17 protein-coding genes and 1 pseudogene are annotated in these 18,166 nt (G+C 71.5%); 8 read left to right on the top strand and 10 right to left on the bottom strand.

All coding sequences use genetic code 11. The features are described from left to right. Window positions 1-111: 111 nt before the first annotated feature. The gene (locus tag OG594_RS27420) at window positions 112-1,152 is read right to left on the bottom strand and encodes a BMP family protein (RefSeq protein WP_266604162.1); all 1,041 of its coding nucleotides are present in this window, start codon (window positions 1,150-1,152) and stop codon (window positions 112-114) included. Between the two features lie 577 nt (window positions 1,153-1,729). On the opposite strand from OG594_RS27420, the gene OG594_RS27415 reads away from it, so the two are divergent. Next, the gene (locus OG594_RS27415; protein ID WP_266604161.1) at window positions 1,730-2,068 is read left to right on the top strand and encodes a hypothetical protein; all 339 of its coding nucleotides are present in this window, start codon (window positions 1,730-1,732) and stop codon (window positions 2,066-2,068) included. Window positions 2,069-2,101: 33 nt separating this feature from the next. Continuing rightward, complete coding sequence (locus tag OG594_RS27410) at window positions 2,102-2,440, top strand: hypothetical protein (protein WP_266604160.1); 339 nt, start codon at window positions 2,102-2,104, stop codon at window positions 2,438-2,440. Window positions 2,441-2,567: 127 nt separating this feature from the next. On the opposite strand, the gene OG594_RS27405 is transcribed toward OG594_RS27410, so the two are convergent. From OG594_RS27405 to OG594_RS27385, 5 genes and pseudogenes are all read right to left on the bottom strand, one after another. Then, on the bottom strand, window positions 2,568-3,818 hold the full coding sequence (locus tag OG594_RS27405) for an amidohydrolase (protein ID WP_266606593.1): 1,251 nt from the start codon (window positions 3,816-3,818) through the stop codon (window positions 2,568-2,570). 137 nt (window positions 3,819-3,955) lie between these two features. After that, window positions 3,956-5,128: a hypothetical protein gene (locus OG594_RS27400; protein WP_266604159.1), complete on the bottom strand. Its 1,173-nt coding sequence runs from the start codon at window positions 5,126-5,128 to the stop codon at window positions 3,956-3,958. Window positions 5,129-5,175: 47 nt separating this feature from the next. Then, window positions 5,176-6,084 (bottom strand): N-acetylneuraminate synthase family protein, encoded by a 909-nt coding sequence (locus tag OG594_RS27395; RefSeq protein WP_266606592.1) that lies wholly within the window; start codon window positions 6,082-6,084, stop codon window positions 5,176-5,178. A 426-nt stretch (window positions 6,085-6,510) separates the two neighbouring features. Continuing rightward, window positions 6,511-6,879: pseudogene (locus OG594_RS27390) on the bottom strand (NTP transferase domain-containing protein); the annotation flags it as partial. Beyond that, complete coding sequence (locus OG594_RS27385) at window positions 6,876-8,231, bottom strand: DUF6716 putative glycosyltransferase (protein ID WP_266604158.1); 1,356 nt, start codon at window positions 8,229-8,231, stop codon at window positions 6,876-6,878. The pseudogene OG594_RS27390 and the gene OG594_RS27385, both read right to left, overlap by 4 nt. Before the next feature lie 176 nt (window positions 8,232-8,407). Here OG594_RS27385 and OG594_RS27380 point away from each other — a divergent pair, with 176 nt between their 5' ends. Then, window positions 8,408-9,391, top strand: coding sequence for a glycosyltransferase family 2 protein (locus OG594_RS27380; protein ID WP_266604157.1), 984 nt, complete (start codon window positions 8,408-8,410; stop codon window positions 9,389-9,391). Beyond that, on the top strand, window positions 9,391-10,737 hold the full coding sequence (locus OG594_RS27375) for a polysialyltransferase family glycosyltransferase (protein WP_266604156.1): 1,347 nt from the start codon (window positions 9,391-9,393) through the stop codon (window positions 10,735-10,737). Before OG594_RS27380 ends, OG594_RS27375 begins: the two co-directional genes overlap by 1 nt. Before the next feature lie 6 nt (window positions 10,738-10,743). Here the strand turns inward: OG594_RS27375 and leuE are convergent, their stop codons facing one another. Together leuE and OG594_RS27365 are read right to left on the bottom strand one after the other, a co-directional pair. Further along, entirely contained in the window at window positions 10,744-11,394 is a 651-nt protein-coding gene (gene leuE / locus OG594_RS27370; protein WP_266604155.1) for a leucine efflux protein LeuE, read from the bottom strand. A 45-nt stretch (window positions 11,395-11,439) separates the two neighbouring features. Then, window positions 11,440-13,020: a methylmalonyl-CoA mutase gene (locus tag OG594_RS27365; protein ID WP_266604154.1), complete on the bottom strand. Its 1,581-nt coding sequence runs from the start codon at window positions 13,018-13,020 to the stop codon at window positions 11,440-11,442. A gap of 241 nt (window positions 13,021-13,261) precedes the next feature. Here OG594_RS27365 and OG594_RS27360 point away from each other — a divergent pair, with 241 nt between their 5' ends. Continuing rightward, entirely contained in the window at window positions 13,262-14,116 is an 855-nt protein-coding gene (locus OG594_RS27360; protein ID WP_266604153.1) for a L,D-transpeptidase family protein, read from the top strand. Between the two features lie 240 nt (window positions 14,117-14,356). Here the strand turns inward: OG594_RS27360 and OG594_RS27355 are convergent, their stop codons facing one another. Together OG594_RS27355 and OG594_RS27350 are read right to left on the bottom strand one after the other, a co-directional pair. After that, entirely contained in the window at window positions 14,357-15,406 is a 1,050-nt protein-coding gene (locus tag OG594_RS27355) for a hypothetical protein (protein WP_266604152.1), read from the bottom strand. Next, window positions 15,406-16,149 (bottom strand): RNA polymerase sigma factor, encoded by a 744-nt coding sequence (locus OG594_RS27350; RefSeq protein WP_266606591.1) that lies wholly within the window; start codon window positions 16,147-16,149, stop codon window positions 15,406-15,408. Before OG594_RS27350 ends, OG594_RS27355 begins: the two co-directional genes overlap by 1 nt. A 340-nt stretch (window positions 16,150-16,489) precedes the next feature. Here OG594_RS27350 and OG594_RS27345 point away from each other — a divergent pair, with 340 nt between their 5' ends. The 3 genes from OG594_RS27345 (at window position 16,490) to OG594_RS27335 (ending at window position 18,143) form a co-directional block, all read left to right on the top strand. Further along, on the top strand, window positions 16,490-17,122 hold the full coding sequence (locus OG594_RS27345; RefSeq protein WP_266604151.1) for a 2-oxo-4-hydroxy-4-carboxy-5-ureidoimidazoline decarboxylase: 633 nt from the start codon (window positions 16,490-16,492) through the stop codon (window positions 17,120-17,122). 152 nt (window positions 17,123-17,274) lie between these two features. After that, window positions 17,275-17,655, top strand: a complete 381-nt coding sequence (gene sdhC, locus OG594_RS27340; RefSeq protein ID WP_030010306.1) for a succinate dehydrogenase, cytochrome b556 subunit — start codon at window positions 17,275-17,277, stop codon at window positions 17,653-17,655. 5 nt (window positions 17,656-17,660) lie between these two features. Next, on the top strand, window positions 17,661-18,143 hold the full coding sequence (locus OG594_RS27335; protein ID WP_030010307.1) for a succinate dehydrogenase hydrophobic membrane anchor subunit: 483 nt from the start codon (window positions 17,661-17,663) through the stop codon (window positions 18,141-18,143). Window positions 18,144-18,166: the final 23 nt, after the last annotated feature.

The raw sequence follows: 18,166 nt of genomic DNA, 5'->3' as shown, positions 1-18,166 counted from the left end.
GACATGCTACGCGCGTAGCATTGGCAAAAATGTTCAACTGCCCGCATGCGTACACGGAAAGGGGCCCGGAGTGTCGGCCGAAGCCGTTCCGGGCCCCCAGTGTGACCCGTGTTAGAGGGTCGTGGCGACCTTGATCTGGCCGTCGACGATCTTCTTCTTGGCCTCGTCCAGCTGGGCCTGGATGTCCTTGAGGTGGTCACCCGTGGTCGTCAGCGAGACACCGTTCTCGGCGAGCGAGTAGGAGTGGGTGCCGGTCATCGGCTTGCCGTCCTGGACGGACTTGACGAGCTCGAAGACACCGGTGTCGACGTTCTTGACGACCGAGGTCAGGATGGAGCCGGCGTACTTGGACAGGGCCGGGTCCTTGGCCTGGTCCGAGTCGACACCGATCGCCCACGCGCCCGGCTTGGCGGCGACGGCCTCGATGGCGCCGGCGCCGGAGCCGCCCGCGGCCGAGTAGACGACGTCGATGCCCTTGTCGAGCATGCCCTTGGCAGCGGCCTTGCCCTTGTCCGGGGCACCGAAACCAGACATGTCCGTACCGGTGGACAGGTACTGGATCTGGACGTTGGCACCCGGCTTGGTGTCCTTGACGCCCTGCTGGAAGCCGGCGGCGAACTTCTTGATCAGGGGGATGTCCACCCCACCGATGAAGCCGATCTGGCCGTCCTTGGACTTCAGCGCGGCAGCGACACCGGCGAGGTAAGAGCCCTGCTCCTCGGTGAAGACGATCGAGGAGACGTTCGGCTTCTCGGAGACGGAGTCCACGAGGCCGAAGGTGGTCTTCGGGTACTTGGCCGCGGCCTTGTCGAGCGCGTCCTTGTAGGCGAAGCCGACACCGATGACGGGGTTGTAGCCGCCCTCGGCGAGGGAGGCGAGACGCTGCTCGCGGTCGGCCGGGGTCTCACCGGTCTTGGCGGTGAGCTCCTTGGTCTCGACACCGAGGTCCGCCTTGGCCTTGTCCAGGCCACGCGCGGCGGAGTCGTTGAAGGAGTTGTCGCCGCGGCCGCCGACGTCGTAGGCCATGCCGACCTTGATTTTGCCGTCGCTGGAGCCGGAGCTCTCGGTGGACGACTCACCGCAGGCGGTGGCGGTGAGGGCGAGTGCCGCAGTCGCGATGGACGCGGAGAGGATCTTGGATACCCGGCGCAAGAGGAGGGTCCCTTCGAGACTGACCGAAAGCGCCTCTTCCGGCGCTGGTTTCGCGGCGATCGTAACGCGCGTAGATGTCAGTTAAAGGCCCGTTCATCAGTCGTTATCGGATCGTCGCGAACCGGACAGTGACCGATCAGTAACTCTCGCACGCCCAGCCCTTGCGTCCCAAGGGCTGGACTCGCCTGCGCGACAGAACGTCGACGGTGTACCGCACCGGACCGCTGCGCCGCGGCCACCCCCTCCCGACCCCCGCCGACCCGACCGCGCACACCGGTGCGGCACGACCACTTCCGGACGCCGCGGCCCGACGGAACGGGCCGGGCGCGTACGGGTGACGGGGGCCGAGCAGGCGTCGGGCGCAGGGTGCGCAATGGAACGCCCCGGTGGCCGGAATCCAACCAAGTAAAGCGCTACCCATTTCGCGACCTGGGTCACATGCGAAATATTTCAGGTGAATCCTCCGCGCAGGCGCGTGTTCAGACGATCTTCGCGAGGGAAGATGGCCGCAGATAAACCGCGCGGCCGGGTTTCTCACATGAGCGGATTCCATCGATTTTCGGGGGAAGTAGAAAAAATGAAGAACAGGCTTATTGCGAGCATGGGCGGATTCGCACTCGCCGCCGCGTCCTTGACCCTCGCGACGCCGGCCGTCGCCGCCACTTCGGCGCCGTCCGGCGACATGGGCAAGTGCGACGCCTGGAAGTCGCACACCGCGCCCTGGGGCGGTTCCGCGAAGTGCACCGGCATGGCCAGGGCCGACAGCTTCCGCGTGGAGCTGACGTGCATCAACTCGCGCGGTTCGCAGTACACGGTGCTCGGGCCCTGGAAGAAGAACGACCAGACGTCCAGCGCCGTGTGCTCGTCGGACCCCGACGTCGGCGTCCTGCACGTCGGCGTCGTCCAGAGCGCCTGAGCATCCGCCCCGCCCGCACACGGAGGAAGAACAGTGAAGAAGGTCAAGCTCGCCAGCATGCTCGGGGTCGCCATCGCGGCAGGCTCCCTCATCACTGCGCCCGCGGCATCCGCCGCGCAGAGCGCCCCGTCCGCCGTCAGCTGCAAGACCTGGTCTTCGGGCAAGACCGGGTACGTCAGGTGCACCGGAATGCTTCCGCTCATCGAACGAGTGCGGGTGAACGTCACCTGTATCGATTCGCGGGGGTCGAAGGCCGTGGTCCACGGATCCGGAAAGGGTAACGGAGACACGTCTTCGGCTACGTGCCCCGACAATCCGAATGTCGGCCTTTATCAGGTCGGCTATGACCGCTGGCGGGTCGACGGCTCCTGAGCGCCGGCCGAATGATCCGAATGACGAGCGCCGAATAGATAAGGAGCGGGCCGATTTCGGCCCGCTCCTTTCCCTGCCCTGCTCGGGCCCCGGTCAGCGCCCGGTCGGGCTCAGCGCGCGGACGGGGTCAGCGCGCGGACGGGGTCAGCGCGCGACGTCCGTCCAGCAGCGCGGCGGCCGTGAAGAACTCCACGCCGACGCCGATCGCGGACTCGTCCACGTCGAAGTCGCCCCGGTGCAGATCGCGCTTGGCGGTGTCACCGGGCGCACGGACCCCCAGCCGGGCCATCGCGCCCGGAACGTGCTCCAGGTACCAGGAGAAGTCCTCGCCGCCCAGGCTCTGCTCGGTGTCCTCGACCGACTCCGCTCCGCGGCGGACCCCCATCGCCTCGCGCAGCAGCTCGGTAATCACCGGGTCGTTGACCACCGGGGGCACCCCGCGCACGTGGTTGATCTCGAACTTGGCCCCGTGCATGGTCGCGATCTCGTCGATCGCCGCGTGGATCATGTCCGGCGCCTCGTGCCAGGCGTTCAGGTCCAGGCAGCGCACCGTTCCCGAGAGCTCGGCGTGCATCGGGATGACGTTGCAGGCGTGCCCGGCCTCGATCCGGCCCCAGGTGACGGACATGCCCGAGCGGGCATCCATCCGGCGGGCCAGCAGGGCCGGGGCGTCGACGGCCACCCGGGCGGCGGCCGTCACCAGGTCGGTGGTCAGGTGCGGCCGGGCGGTGTGCCCGCCGGAGCCGGAGAGGGTGACCTCCAGCCGGTCGCAGGCGGAGGTGATGGGGCCGGCCCGCAGCCCGATGCGCCCCGCGTCGACCCGGGGGTCGCAGTGCACGGCGACGATCCGGCCGACCCCGTCCAGGACCCCGGACTCGATGGCGTCGGTGGCCCCGCCCGGGAGCACCTCCTCGGCGGGCTGGAAGAGCAGCCGCACGGGGCGGGGCAGGAGCCCCTGCCGGTCGAGCTCGGCGAGGACCAGGCCGGCGCCGAGGACGACCGTGGTGTGCACGTCATGGCCGCAGGCGTGGGCGCGGTCCGCGAAGGTCGAGCGGTACGGGACGTGCGTCTTGGCATCGGGAATGGGCAGGGCGTCGATGTCCGCGCGCAGGGCCAGCATCGGCCGGCCCCCGTCCCAGGTGCCCACGTCACAGATCAGGCCCGTACCGGACTTCAGCACCCGTGGTCGCAGGCCGGCTTTCTCCAACCGGGCCTTGATCGCCGCGGTGGTACGGAATTCCTGGTGTCCGAGCTCCGGGTGCATGTGCAAGTCCCGGCGGAAGGCGATCAGTTCGGTACGCAGGTGGTCCGGAAGCTTGCCGGGCAGCTCGGGCCGGTCGGACGCGGCGGGCTGGGCGGTCTGGGACTCGCGGGACATCAACTGGTTCACCCGTTGAAGGGTAGGCCCACGGACGGGTCAACTGGCCGGGGATCTCGAAAAGTTCATGCCGTTAGGGGAAAGAAACCCGACCTCTGGACGCATGACCGGATGCACCCGGGGGTAAACTCGCGCGCTCATCCGGCCGTGGGAGCCGCCTGGGCGGGCAGTCTGCGCACATCACGGGCGGTGTCGGTGACCCCCGCGAGGAAGCTGCGGGCGCGCGGGGAGGCGGACCCGGTGAGCCAGGCGGGGTCCACGTCACATACGGCGACGGTGACACCGGTACCGGTCAGTGCGTACGGCAGCGTGTGGACGACGGTGGACGGAAAGCTGACGATCGTCCGACCGACCGGACCGCGCCGGGCGATCAGCTCCAGCGGCAGGTCCGGGCGCACGATCTCCAGCCCCGTCGCCCGGCTCAGGGCGCGCAGCTTCTCCGGGGACTCGCGGCGGTGGGCGAAGTAACGGGTGGCTCCGTGTTCCAGGGTGAGGGCGCGTACCGCGTCCAGATAGCGGTCCGGGTCCACCACCCCGGTCTCCACGAGCGAGGTGCCGACCAGGTCGGTGCCCTTGGTCAGCCGGGGCGGGCCGAACCGGGCGCGGGTCCAGGCGAAGTCGTTGACCCGCAGCGTCATCCCGCCGTGGGCGGTGACGGGCATCGAGCTGAACACCTCGACGCGGTGGCCGCGGTGCGCGGCCGGGGTGAAGCGGCGGCGAGCGGTCGCCGAGACGGGTGCGTACGCCAGCTCGCGGACCCGGCCGGGCAGTCCGCCGCCGCCGACCCGGTGCCACCGTACGAGGCGTTCGCCGCGGGCGGTCTGGGCCATGAACTCCATGGTGGCGGTGCCGTCGTCGACCACCACGAGCTCCTCGGCGCGCACGAGGGTGAGCAGCAGCTGGACGTAGCGCGAGAAGGGGTCTCCGACGACGACCGTACGCGCGGCGCGCACGTCGCGCGCCAGCGCGGCGAGTGCCTTCAGCGGCGCGAACCGGCTGCCGCGCGCTTCCTGCCACCGGACCTCGTGCCCCTCGTCCCGCGCCAGCGCGGCCACCCGGCGCAGCTGACCGCGGGACATCGGGTCGGTGGGCGGCAGGACGACGATCCGCAGCGGCGGCGCGGCGCCCGCCGGCCGGGGGGCGGGGCCGGGCAGGTCCCCGCCGTCGGTGCGCCGCCCCCGCTGGCGCGGCACCCCGTCCAGCTGTGACTGCTCTCCGGGGCGTGCGTACGCCCACTCCAGCACGTTGAGGAGCTGGACCGGACTCTCGACGAACGCCAGGGTGGAGGCGGAGGGGCTGGAGGGGGTCACCACGTGCTCCTTGTCGGGGGACGGAACGCGTACGCGCCGGGCGGGCGTCAGACGGCTGCGAGCTCGCCCCGGACGCGGCGGAGCTTCTTCATGGGGGCGAGCTCGGACTCGTAGACGCGCTTGACGCCGTCGCCGAGGGCGGTCTCGATGGTGCGGATGTCGCGGACCAGACGGGTGAGGCCGCCGGGCTCGACGGAGGCGGCCTGGTCGGAGCCCCACATCGCGCGGTCGAGGGTGATGTGGCGCTCGACGAAGGTGGCGCCCAGGGCGACGGCGGCGAGGGTGGTCTGCAGGCCCGTCTCGTGGCCGGAGTAGCCGATCGGGACATTCGGGTACTCCTCCCGCAGGGTGTTGATCACCCGCAGGTTGAGCTCCTCGGCCTTGGCCGGGTAGGTCGAAGTCGCGTGGCAGAGGAGGATGTTGGCGCTGCCGAGCACCTCCACCGCGTGGCGGATCTGCTGCGGGGTGGACATGCCGGTGGACAGGACGACGGTGCGGCCGGTGGCGCGCAGGGCGCGCAGCAGCTCGTCGTCGGTCAGGGAGGCGGAGGCCACCTTGTGGGCGGGGACGTCGAACTTCTCCAGGAAGGCGACGGCCTCGGTGTCCCACGGGGAGGCGAACCAGTCGATGCCGCGCTTGGCGCAGTGGTCGTCGATGGCGCGGTACTCGTCCTCGCCGAACTCGACCTTGTGGCGGTAGTCGATGTAGGTCATCCGGCCCCAGGGGGTGTCGCGTTCGATGTCCCACTGGTCGCGCGGGGTGCAGATCTCCGGGGTGCGCTTTTGGAACTTCACGGCGTCGCAGCCGGCTTCGGCGGCGGCGTCGATGAGGGCGAAGGCGTTGCCGAGGTCGCCGTTGTGGTTGATGCCGATCTCACCGACGACGTAGACGGGGCGGCCGGGGCCCGCGGTGCGGGAGCCGAAGGTGCGCAGGCGGGAGTCGGGGGTGGTCGTCATGGCAGGGGGCGTCCTTCGGTGCGGGGGCGTACGGGGTGTGGGCTGCGGGTCGGGGTGCGGGTCGGGGTGAGCGCCCGGGTCCGGAGCGGGCGGTGCGGGGTGTGCTCCGGGGCGCGGGTCGAGCAGGGGTGCGAGCAGCCGGGCGCGGGCCAGGTCGTGCGGGTCGTCGATCTCCAGGACCCGCGCGGGATCGGTGGCGACGGGGAGGGTGCGGCCGAAGAACCGGTGCCGGGCGGTGCGGAAGCCCGCGGCGTCCATGGCGTAGGCGGCGCCCGTCTCCAGCAGGTCCTGCGGCCGGTCCTGGCGCCGGGGGCGGTACGCCGCGTCGTGGTTGACGCCGGCCCCGCAGCCGTCGGTCTCCTCCCGCCAGAGGAACCCGTGGAACGGGGCCACGGTCAGGGCCGAGTCGGCCGCCCCGGAGGCGACGGCCACGGCGACCGACTCGACGTCGGAGGTGGCGAGGAAGGGGCTGGTGCACTGGACGAGGAGGACCACGTCCACGGCGAGGGAGTGCAGTTCCTCGAAGGCCGAGAGGGCGTGCAGGGCGGCGGCTTCGCTGCTCGCGGTGTCGCCGGAGATCGCGGTGGGGCGGGCGATGACGTCGGCCCCGGCGGTGCGGGCGGCGGCGGCGATGGCCTCGGAGTCGGTGGAGACCACCACGTCGGTGACGGTCGGTGCGGCCCGGCAGGCCAGGACGGCGCGGGCGACGAGCGGGGTGCCGGCGACCTCGGCGAGGTTCTTGCCGGGGACTCCCTTGGAGCCGCCGCGGGCCGGGATGACGGCGAGGACCCTCACAGCTCCCCCAGCCTGCGGATCACCGGGGCCACGCGCTGGACGCCGTGCCGGTAGGCCCCGCGGGCGGCCTCGCGCAGGTGGGCGCGGAGCCGGCGGCGCAGCCGGGACTCCCCCGCGGCCGGGCGCACGGCGCCGGGCAGCGGGGTGCCGTCGGGCGCGAGGTGGTGGCGGGCGAGGATCCCGGGGAGGTATCCGGGTGCGGTGGTGCGCGTGTAGTACGGGGCGGGCGGGGGCAGCCGGGTGGCGGCGAGCAGTCCGGCGACCTTGGCCCGGGCGACGGCGTAGGCGTCCGCGCCGGTGTCCGCTGCGGTGTCTGCGCCCGTGGCCGCGCCGATGCCCGTGTCCGCGGCGGGCAGGACGCCCTGCGCCGCCAGCCAGGCCGGGTCGCCCACCGGGAGGAGACCGGAGTCGATCTGGTCCCAGGAGGCCAGGCAGCCGGAGCCGAGGAAGTGGTGGTTGCCGAGGGCCTCGCGGATGCCGAGGTCGGTGAGGACCGCCGTCGGGATGGACCGGTGCAGGGACTCCAGGGCGGCCGTGGAGGAAACGGTGACGAGCAGGTCGGCGCCGTCCAGGACCTCGCCCATGTTCCCGTACACCAGACGGCAGTTGGCGGGCAGTCCGCCCGGGATCTTCTCGGCGAGCCGCTGGTACGGCTGCTCCTCCAGGTGCGTGGTGTGTTCCCCGGGCTTGCTGCGCAGCTTGATCAGCACTTCCCGCCCGGGGTGCAGCCGGGCGTGTCCGGCGGCCCGTTCCAGCAGGTAGGCGCGGTCGGCGCGGCTGTCGGGCACGGAGGGCTGGACGGCGAAGACCACCGTGTGGGCGCGGCTCCCGGCCGGCTCGTACGGCGCTCCGCCCAGGAAGGGCAGGGCGGTCTCGGTGACGGCGGCGGCGTCCGCGCCGACGCCCTCGTACACGGCGCGGAAGCGCTGCGCGTCGTGACGGGAGTTGGCGAGGACGACGTCGGCGCCGTGGCGCAGCAGCAGCCCGTCGGCGAGCTTCTCGTATACGACGCCCACGTAGCCGGTGACGAGTACGGGGCGCCGGGCCGGGGCGGGCCACAGGGCGCGGGCCCCGTGCAGGACGGCCTGGATGGCCCCGCCGACGAGCGCGAGGACAATCACGTCGTAGCGCTCGCGTTCGATCTCGGCGAGGAACTCGGCGCAGGTCACCTCGGACAGCCGGTCGGCCCGCACCCCCACCTCGCCGAGCTGGCGCGCGGTGGGCGTGGCCCGGCCGCGCAGCAGGAATCCGGTGAGCTGGTGGTCGGGTACGAGACGGCGGGCGGTGAGTGCACCCCATTTCCATCTCGTATCGGAATCGGCGAGTACGGCGACGCGTTTGCGTTCTGGCACGCGGCAGAAGCTATTCCGCAATTTCGGTGATCGGCCCAACGACCGCACAACAGCGGGTTAACAACGCGTCGACGAAATGCGAATGCGCACGGGTTAACCCGTCCGCCCCGCGCCGTTCACATGGATTCCGCATACGGGCCACAGTGAATGACGGGAGGCGCCCTAATGTCTCGCAGGTGCCCAAGCTCTCTGTTGTCGTGCCGTTCTACAACGTGCAGACGTACGCACCGGACGCCCTGAAGAGTCTCGAACTCAACGCCCGGGAGGATTTCGAGTTCCTGCTCGTCGACGACTGCTCGACGGACGGGACGCCCGCCCTGCTGGAACGGGCGGCGCGCGAGCTGCCGGGGGCGGTGCACCTCAGACACGAGCGCAACGGCGGCCTGGCCACCGCCCGGAACACCGGTCTGGACGCGGCCCGCGGCGAGTACCTGACCTTCCTGGACGGGGACGACTGGCTGGCGCCCGGCCACCTGGCCCGAACCTTGGCCGCCATAGAGGCCCTGAGCTGCGATTTCGTCCGCACCGACCATGTGCGCTGCACCGGCCGGTCGCGGAGCGTGCAGCGCGTCCCCTTCGGCCCGCAAGCGGTGGTCGCCGCGCCGCGCACCGCGATCCTGCCCGCCGACCGGGCCACGTCGGTGGACTATCCGTACGCCTGGGCCGGGATGTACCACCGGCGGCTGCTGGACCGCGGGGTGCTGCACTTCACCGACGGGCTGCGGACAGCGGAGGACCGGCCGTGGATCTGGCGGCTGCACCGGGAGGCGGAGTCGTTCGCCGCGGTCGGACTTCCCGGCATCTTCTACCGGCGCGGGGTTTCCACCTCATTGACGCAGGTCGGAGACGAACGGCAGCTCGATTTCATCCGCGCATTCGATCAGGTGCTCGCGGAGGTCATCGCCGACCGGGAATGCGATCGACTGCTCCCGAAAGCCGTCCGAACCTATTGTGCAATTATCGCCCACCATTTCGGGTCCATCGAAAGGTTCGAGCCGGACGTGGCCAAAAAACTCCGTCTCATGAGCTCGGCCGCGCTCGGCCGCATGCCGCAGGACGTACTGGACCAGGTCCTGGACTCGATGGACGTCGAACGCTCCGCCGTGCTGCGCCGCCTGCGCACCGGCCGCCGCCCCGCCCCGTCGGGAGCGGGTGCCTGATGCCCACCCAGATCTTCCTGGCCTCCACCCTCTACGGTGCGGCCACGCTCGCGGCGGGCATCGACGCGGGCTCCTTCCCGCCCGCCGGCCGCCGCATCCTGCTGACCAGCAACCACGCCGTCACGGCCGAGGTCGCCCCGGGCGTCACGGACATGCCGGGCTTCGCCGCCCTGCGCTCCCGCTTCGACGAGGTCCTCGACTGGAACCGCGTCATCGAGCCGCAGCACCCGAGCACCTGGGCCCCGCGCGCGGAGGACGTCCCGATCTGGGAGCGGCAGCTGCGCGCGCTGTGGAACCTGGGCGAGGACCGGGTCGAACTGATCGTGGAGTCCCTCCAGGTCCCGCCGGCCCAGAGCCTGTGCCGGCTCTTCCCGGGCGCGGCCGTCGACGTCTACGCCGACGGGCTGATGAGCTACGGACCCACCCGCTTCCGCCTCGACCCGCAGCTCGGGATGCGGGTACGGCGGGTGCTCCACCTGGACCTGGTGCCCGGTCTGGAGCCCCTGCTGCTGACGGAGTTCGGGGTGCGGGTGGAACTGGTGCCGACGGAGCCGTTCCTCAAGGTCCTCGCGGAGCTCGCCGAGGCCACCGCGGACGAGGCGCCCGAGCCCGCCGGGCCCCCGGCCCTCCTGCTGGGCCAGTACCTCTCCGCGCTCGACCTGATGACCCTGGCCGAGGAAGAGGAACTGCACGTGTCGATGGTCCGGGGCGCGCACGCCCTGGGCCACCGGGAGCTGGTCTTCAAACCGCACCCCGGCGCCCCGGCCGCGTACTGGCGCCGGGCCGAGGAGGAGGCCGAGCGGCTCGGCGCCCGGCTGACGGTGATCGCCGCCCCGGTCCTGGCCGAGACCCTCTACCAGCGGCTGCGCCCCGCGCTGGTCGTCGGCTGCTTCTCCACCGGGCTGCTCACCGCCGCCACGCTGTACGGGCTCCCGGTGGCCCGGACCGGCACCGACGCGGTGCTGGCCGCCCTGACCCCGTACCCGAACAGCAACCGGGTCCCGCTGGCCCTGGTGGACGCGCTGCTCCCGGACCTCGCCGACGCCGAGGCCGTCCGCGCCTGGACGCCCCCGACCCCCGAGCAGGTCCGGGCGGAACCGGCCGCACTGCTCACCGCCGTCGGGTTCACCATGCAGCCGCAGATCCTGGCCGCGCGGCGCCCGGCGGCCGAGGCCTACCTGGCCAAGCGCCTGACCCCGCACACCTGGCGGTACTTCACGCGCCGCCGACTGACCTCGCTCGGCCTGCCGGGCGGCATCCCGGCGCAGCTGTCGTTCCTGCCGCGCAGCCGGGCGGTGCGCCGGGCCGTGCGGCGGATGGGATGGCTGCGCCGCGTCGTCAGCTGAGGGGCCTCAGCTGACGGCGAGCTTGGCCGCGAAGCCGAGGAAGAGTACGCCCGCCGCCGAGGTGGCCCCGGCCGACAGGCGCTTGCGGCGCCGGAAGGCCGCCGACAGGCGGGTCCCGCCGAAGATCAGCATCGTCAGGTACAGGAAGCTGCCGGTCTGGAGCAGACCGCCCAGCAGCAGGAAGGACAGCGCCGGGTAGGCGTACGACGGGTCCACGAACTGCACGAAGAAGGACATCAGGAAGAGGATGGCCTTCGGGTTGAGGAGGCTGATCAGCAGCGCCCTCCGGTAGGGCCGCTCGTTCTCGGCCGGGTCGGCGGGAACGGCGGACTCCGCCTCGGCCCGCTCCGCGCGCGTGCGCCACAGCGCCCAGGCGCCCCGCATCATCCCCACGGCCAGCCACGCCAGGTAGCCGGCCCCGAGGAACTTCACCACGGTGAACACCAGCGGGCTCGCCCGCAGCAGCGCCCCGGCGCCCACGGCGGTCAGCAGCATGAGCACGGCGTCGCCGGTGAACACCCCGGCGGCGGCCTTGTACCCGGTGCGCACCCCGCGGCGGGCGGCCACGGAGAGCACGTAGAGGGAGTTCGGCCCCGGCAGCAGAATGATCAGCACCAGGCCGGCGAGATAAGTCGGAAGATCTGTCACACCCAGCATGCGCAGGAGTGTCCCACAAGGTTGCACCTGTCGCGCCAGTGTGTTTCACCAGGTGGAACCGGTGGGCTCGTAGGTGCCCCACACCTCCCGCAGCGCCCCGCACACCTCCCCCACCGTGGCCCGGGAGCGCAGCGCCTCCTTCATCGGGTACAGCACGTTCGCCGTCCCCGCCGCCGCCTCCCGCAGGGCCGCGAGTGCCGCCGTCACCGCCGCCCCGTCGCGCTCCGCCCGCAGCCGGGTCAGTGCCGCGCACTGCCGCGCCTCGATCGCCGGGTCCACGCGCAGCGGCTCGTACGGTTCCTCGCGCTCCAGCGCGAAGCGGTTGACCCCGACCACCACCCGCTCCCCGTTCTCGGTCTCCTGCGCGATGCGGTAGGCGTTCCGCTCGATCTCGGCCTTCTGGAACCCGGCCTCGATCGCGGCCACCGCCCCGCCCTGGTCCTCGATCCGGCGCATCAGCGCGAGCGCCGCCGCCTCCAGTTCGTCCGTCATCCGCTCCACCGCGTACGACCCGGCGAAGGGGTCCACGGTGTGCGGCACGTCCGTCTCGTACGCGAGGACCTGCTGGGTGCGCAGCGCGAGGCGGGCGGACTTCTCGGTCGGGAGCGCGATCGCCTCGTCGAAGGAGTTGGTGTGCAGCGACTGCGTGCCGCCGAGGACGGCGGCCAGGGCCTGCACGGCCACCCGTACGAGGTTCAGTTCCGGCTGCTGCGCGGTGAGCTGGACCCCCGCGGTCTGGGTGTGGAAGCGCAGCATCAGCGATTTCGGGTCCCGGGCCCCGAACTCCTCCCGCATGACGCGGGCCCAGATCCGCCGGGCCGCGCGGAACTTCGCGACCTCCTCCAGCAGGGTGGTGCGGGCGACGAAGAAGAAGGAGAGCCGGGGTGCGAACGCGTCGACCGCCATCCCGGCCGCCAGGGCCGTACGGACGTAGGCGATGCCGTCGGCGAGGGTGAAGGCCACCTCCTGCGCGGGCGAGGCACCGGCTTCGGCCATGTGGTAGCCGGAGATGGAGATGGTGTTCCACCGGGGGATCTCGGCGCGGCAGTAGCGGAAGGTGTCGGCCGTCAGCCGTAGCGAGGGGCCGGGCGGGAAGATGTAGGTCCCGCGCGCGATGTACTCCTTCAGTACGTCGTTCTGGACCGTCCCCGTCAGTTGCGTGCCCGAGATGCCCTGTTCCTCCGCCACCAGCTGGTAGAGCAGCAGGAGCAGCGCGGCGGGCGCGTTGATCGTCATCGAGGTGGAGACCCGGTCGAGGGGGATCCCGTCGAACAGCGTCCGCATGTCGTCGAGCGAGTCGACGGCGACGCCGACCTTGCCGACCTCGCCCTGCGCGAGGGGGGCGTCGGAGTCGTGTCCCATCTGGGTCGGCAGGTCGAAGGCGACGGAGAGCCCGGTGCCGCCGCCCTCGATGAGCTGCCGGTAGCGGGCGTTGGACTCGGCGGCCGTGCCGAAGCCGGCGTACTGCCGCATCGTCCACGGCCGACCGGTGTACATGTTCGGATAAATCCCCCGCGTGTAGGGGAAGTCGCCCGGCTGCCCGAGCTCGGCCGTCGGATCCCACCCCGTCAGGTCATCGGGCCCGTAGACGGGTTCGATGGGGATTCCGCTCTCGGTATGTGCCATGTGACGCAGTCCTCCGTCGAGCAAGCGGGCCCGGGACTGGTGGGACCTCCCCGAGCCACCGCTGGGGCGCCCCCAGCCGCGCATCGCTTCGTAAGGCTGCGGACGACTGCCGGTCACAATGGCGCAACATCCCGGAGCCGAGCGCAACTGTCCACGCACGCGGAGCATCACCTAGATACACGACGTAGAAACCGGGGGGACTGCAATGCAGCGCCAGAGAGTCATAATCCGCACGATCGGGGTGGCAACCGCCGTCGCACTCGCCGCGACCGCCTGCGGACCGCAGAAGACGGAGCCCGTCGCCTCCGCCTCCTCGGTTTCGTCCTCGCCCACGGCGGGCAGCTCCCCCGAAGCGTCCCCCTCCACCGACAACAAGCCCGGCGAGGCCTCGGCGTCGCCGTCCGCCTTCGCCTCCGCTTCCGCCTCCGCGTCGGCTTCCTCCTCGTCCTCCCCTTCGCCGTCGGTGAAGCAGATCATGGCCAACGGCGACGAGAGCGAGCAGGTGCGCGAGCTCCAGGCCCGGCTGCGCCAGCTCAAGCTGATGTCGGTCGCACCGACCGGCTTCTACGGCTCCAAGACGACCGCCGCGGTCAAGTCCTTCCAGTCGAAGCACGGGCTGAACGCGACCGGCTCGGTCGACGAGGCCACCTGGAAGAAGATCCAGAGCGACAGCAAGAAGCCCACCGCCGACGAGCTGCGTCCGTCGACCGTCAACGAGGTCGCCGCCCCGGACCCGCGGTGCATGCAGGGCCGCGTCATGTGCATCAGCAAGGAGAGCCGCACGCTCGCCTGGATGATCGACGGCAAGGTCGTCTCGACGATGGACGTGCGCTTCGGCTCCGAGAACACCCCGACCCGCGAGGGCGTGTTCGACGTGGGCTGGAAGGCCAAGGAGTGGACGTCGACGATCTACCACACGCCGATGCCGTACGCGATGTTCTTCAGCGGCGGCCAGGCCGTGCACTTCTCGGCCGACTTCGCGGCACGCGGCTACAACGGGGCCTCGCACGGCTGCGTGAACGTCCGGGACAAGGGGAAGCTCTCGGCGCTGTTCGACCAGGTGAAGGTCGGCGACAAGGTCGTCGTCTACTGGTGAGGCCCGCCGGGCCGGGGGGAAGCAAGCGAGAAGCCCGAGGCATCGCCTCGGGCTTCTTCCGTTCCCGGTCCGAACGTCATGGGCGCGGGCAGGGCCGGGGGAACGTGCCCCGCCCGCGCCGGTTGCGCAGAGCCCAGGGGTACGGGGGGAACCCCGGCTCATGCGCGGCCGATGACCAGTCGGCTCGATATGTACTGCGCCGCAGGTTCGAAAAGTGTTACAGGCAGCTCAGCACACGTTTCAGCGGCCGGTGCGCAGGTCGACCGAACCCCGCGGAATCGTCGGCGTCAGGGTCGGCGCCCTGAGCGTCCCGCCCAGCTGGGAGCCGCTGCGCTTACCGCCGGAGCCCCCGTCGTCGAGCACCGACTTGCAGTAGTCCGGGATCCGGGTGAGGCCGTTGGCCAGGCGCGAGAGCCGCTCACGGCGGGCCTCGTCGAGCCGGCCCGCCTTGAACTCCGTGCAGAGGTCGGCGACCTTGAGACGGTTCTCGCCGTCGCGGTCGCGGTCCTTGCCGGCCGTGTCGCCGCCCCCGAAGGTGTCCCGGGTGTCGTCCTTGCTGCCCGTGCCGCCCGTGACGCCCGTGGCTCCCGTGCCGCTCTGGACGTCCTTGCCCGAGCCGGCGGTCGCCGACGAGCCCGAGGAGGTGCCGGCGCCCGCGCCGGTCCCGGGTGTCGCGGCGCGCCCGTCCGTACCGGGCGGCTGTGCCGTCCCCGGGGCGGACGTCGGATTCGAGCCACTCGGCACCGGGGTGGGCGTGGGCTTCGGGCTGACGCTCGGCGCCCCGCTGCCGATGCCCGGGGCCGGGTCCTCGCCGGCGCTCACGGACATCGCCGGACCGGGTCCCGCGGTGTCGTGCCGGGACCGCTCCAGCAACCCGGCGCCCGCCGCAGCGGCCAGTCCGCCGACGGCGACACTGGCCAGGGCCGCCGCCAGGCCGAAGCTCACGGCCCGGCCGCGCCGGGGCGCGGGCGCGGGGACGATGCGGCCGAGGTCGACCAGGGGTTCGACGGACGCGGCCGCCACGGGAGACACCGCGGCGGGAACCGCGGCAGGGCGCGCGCCACCGCGCGCCGTACGGAAGGCGGCCACCGCCGCGGCCTCACCGGGCAGTTCCGTGCCCGCGGGCAGCGGACCGTTCACGCCGCCCAGGGCGTCCAGGGCAGCACGCAGCCGGGCGGCCTCGTTGCGGGCGCGCTGATCGGCGGCCGGCCCCACAGGTTCCACCGGTTCGCCGCGCAGCAGTTTTTCCGCAGCGGCTTCGTCCAGCCACCTGTTGCGCTCGTCGGCCATCACATGTCCTTCTGCGTCCGCCAACGTGAATCCGTCACACCGGTTTGTTCTACGAAGCCCCCGCTCCGGCCACGCTGCGCGGGTACGGCGTCGAGATCCCTCCCGCCCCCGCCGCCCCATGCCTGGCCACGGGCATTATGGCCGACCGTCGGAGCCGGATCCGATCCGGTGTCCGGGTCCGGCTCGGAGCCGCCCTCCGGGCCGAGCAGCTCGGCCAGCTTCTTCAGGCCCCGGTGGGCCGCGGTGCGTACGGCGCCGGGCCGCTTGCCCAGGGTCTCGGCCGCGCTCTTGGCGTCCAGCCCGACCACGACGCGCAGGACGACGGCCTCGGCCTGGTCCTGCGGCAACTGGGCGATGAGCGCCATGGTGCGCCCGGTGTCGAGGGACTCCATGGCCGCGCCGGCGGTGTCGCACTCGGCGGCCCAGCTCGTCAGCTCGGTGTCGTCGCCGCCGATGGCGGGGCGTCGGCCGCGCATGCGGATGTGGTCGAGGGCGCGGTTGCGGGCGATGCGGGCCGCCCAGCCGCGGAAGCGGTCGGCGTCGCCCGTGAAGGAGTCGAGGTCGCGGGCGATCTGCAACCAGGCTTCCGAGGTCACGTCCTCCGCATCGCCGTCCCCGACGAGCGTGCGTACGTACCCCAGCAGCCGTGGGTGCACGGCGCGGTACACAGCACGGAACGCGTTCTCGTCGCCGTCCTGTGCCGCGAGCACCGCGGCGGTCAGCTCCGCGTCGTCCCCCAGCAAAGTCCCCAACCCGTTCACTGTCCTGTACGTGTGGCGCAAATCAGCACGTTACGGCTTTCAAGCACCTCTCGTCCACGAGTGATACAACGCGCAACCAATCCTGTGCGGAGCGAGGTGTGACACAAAACGCACCCGAGGCGCTGACAGGGGTACGGGCTTGTCGCACGAGCCCGTGACGGATGGCGACCGGGGCCTCTCCTGTGGGGGGTGGCGGCCTCGGTCGCCCTCCCCTTCCCCGGGCCCTCACCATGCCCGTCCGTGGCGCTCACGTCATCCTTTCGACTCACTTCCGGGTGAAATCCCCGAATCGGTACGACACACCCTGCCCTGCGTCGATAGCGTGGCGGTACACCCCCGCCGCGCCCCGAGGAGCCCCCTGCTGTCCAGCCACCTTCCGGCACAGGCCCCAGGGCGCACCTCCCGGACCGGACCCGGAGGAAGCTCCGCCCCTCCTCACGGCTTCGGACTGGCTCGGTTCAACGCCCTGTCCCCCGAAGCCGCCCGGGCCGTCCTGCTGCACTGCTGCGGAAGCCGGCGCTGGGCGCACCGGGTGGCGGTGCACCGCCCCTACTCGGATGCCGCGACCCTGCTCGCCGCCGCGGACGAGGCCTCGTACGACCTCTCGCAGGGCGACCTGACCGAGGCCCTGGCCGCGGAGTGCTCGGCGGAACTGGACCACGGTGCTCCGTACGCCGCACTGCTGGCCCTCGACGCGGCCCGTGCGGAGTACGAACGGAAGTTCGGCCACGCCTTCGTGATCTGCCTCGACGGGCACCCGCCGGAGGAGCAGGCCGACCAGCTGCTGGGCGCGATCCGCCGGAGGATGGGCCACGAGGTCGACGAGGAGCGCTCGATCTCCGCGGACGAGCTGCGCCGTGTCGCGCGGGCCCGGCTCTTGGATCTGACACGCTGGCTGACCTCGCCGGATGGGCTGACTGCCACGGAAATCGGGCTATTCGCCCCTGTGGGATAGCCCGTACGTGCCTGTTTGATCACACCGATGGCCCCCGCGCAAGGGAACCGACAAAGCGTCGCTACGATGTCCGGGGCCGGAGGACCGTACCCGGCCGGGCCCGACCGACAAAGAAGCCGGCTGGCCCCCGCCCCGCTTCCGGAGGGTTTTCCGTGCCGGCTGGAACGTTGTACCGCGGCCGGGAAGGAATGTGGTCCTGGGTGGCTCATCGAGTCACCGGCGTCCTCATCTTCTTCTTCCTGTTCGTACACGTCCTCGACACCGCTCTCGTCCGCGTCTCCCCCGAGGCGTACGACGATGTCGTGGCTACCTACAAGACTCCGATCGTCGCGCTGCTGGAGTACGGCCTCGTCGCCGCCATCCTGTTCCACGCGCTCAACGGTCTCCGTGTCATCGCCGTGGACTTCTGGTCCAAGGGCCCCCGCTACCAGAAGCAGATGCTCTGGACCGTCGTGGGCATCTGGGTCGTGATGATGGCCATGGCCCTGTACCCCGTACTGGGCCACGCCTACCTTGAACTGTTCGGGAAGTGACACGCATGTCTTCTGACACTTCTTTCGAAAAGGGCGTCGGCGACGTGGAGGGCGTTTCCCTCTACGACGTGGACAACCCGGCGCCTTACATCGAGGCCCCGCGCAAGCGGACCGGCAAGACCCCGCGCTCGACCCGCGGGAACTTCGAGATGGTCGCGTGGCTCTTCATGCGCCTCTCGGGCATCGTGCTCGTCGTCCTGGTCATCGGCCACCTCGTGATCCAGCTGGTGCTCGACGGCGGCGTGTCCAAGATCGGCTTCGCCTTCGTGGCCGGCCGCTGGGCTTCCCCGTTCTGGCAGGTCTGGGACCTGCTGATGCTGTGGCTGGCCATGCTGCACGGCGCCAACGGCCTGCGTACCGTCATCAACGACTACGCGGAGCGTGCCAACACGCGGCTGTGGCTGAAGGGCCTGCTCTACACCGCCACGGTGTTCACCATCCTTCTGGGCACGCTGGTGATCTTCACCTTCGACCCGAACATCCGCTAGGCAACGGGGCTGAGGCGAAACCA

This window comes from Streptomyces sp. NBC_01214 (genome assembly GCF_026340975.1).
Lineage (GTDB): Bacteria > Actinomycetota > Actinomycetes > Streptomycetales > Streptomycetaceae > Streptomyces.
This window is presented reverse-complemented; position numbering and strand designations above follow the sequence as displayed.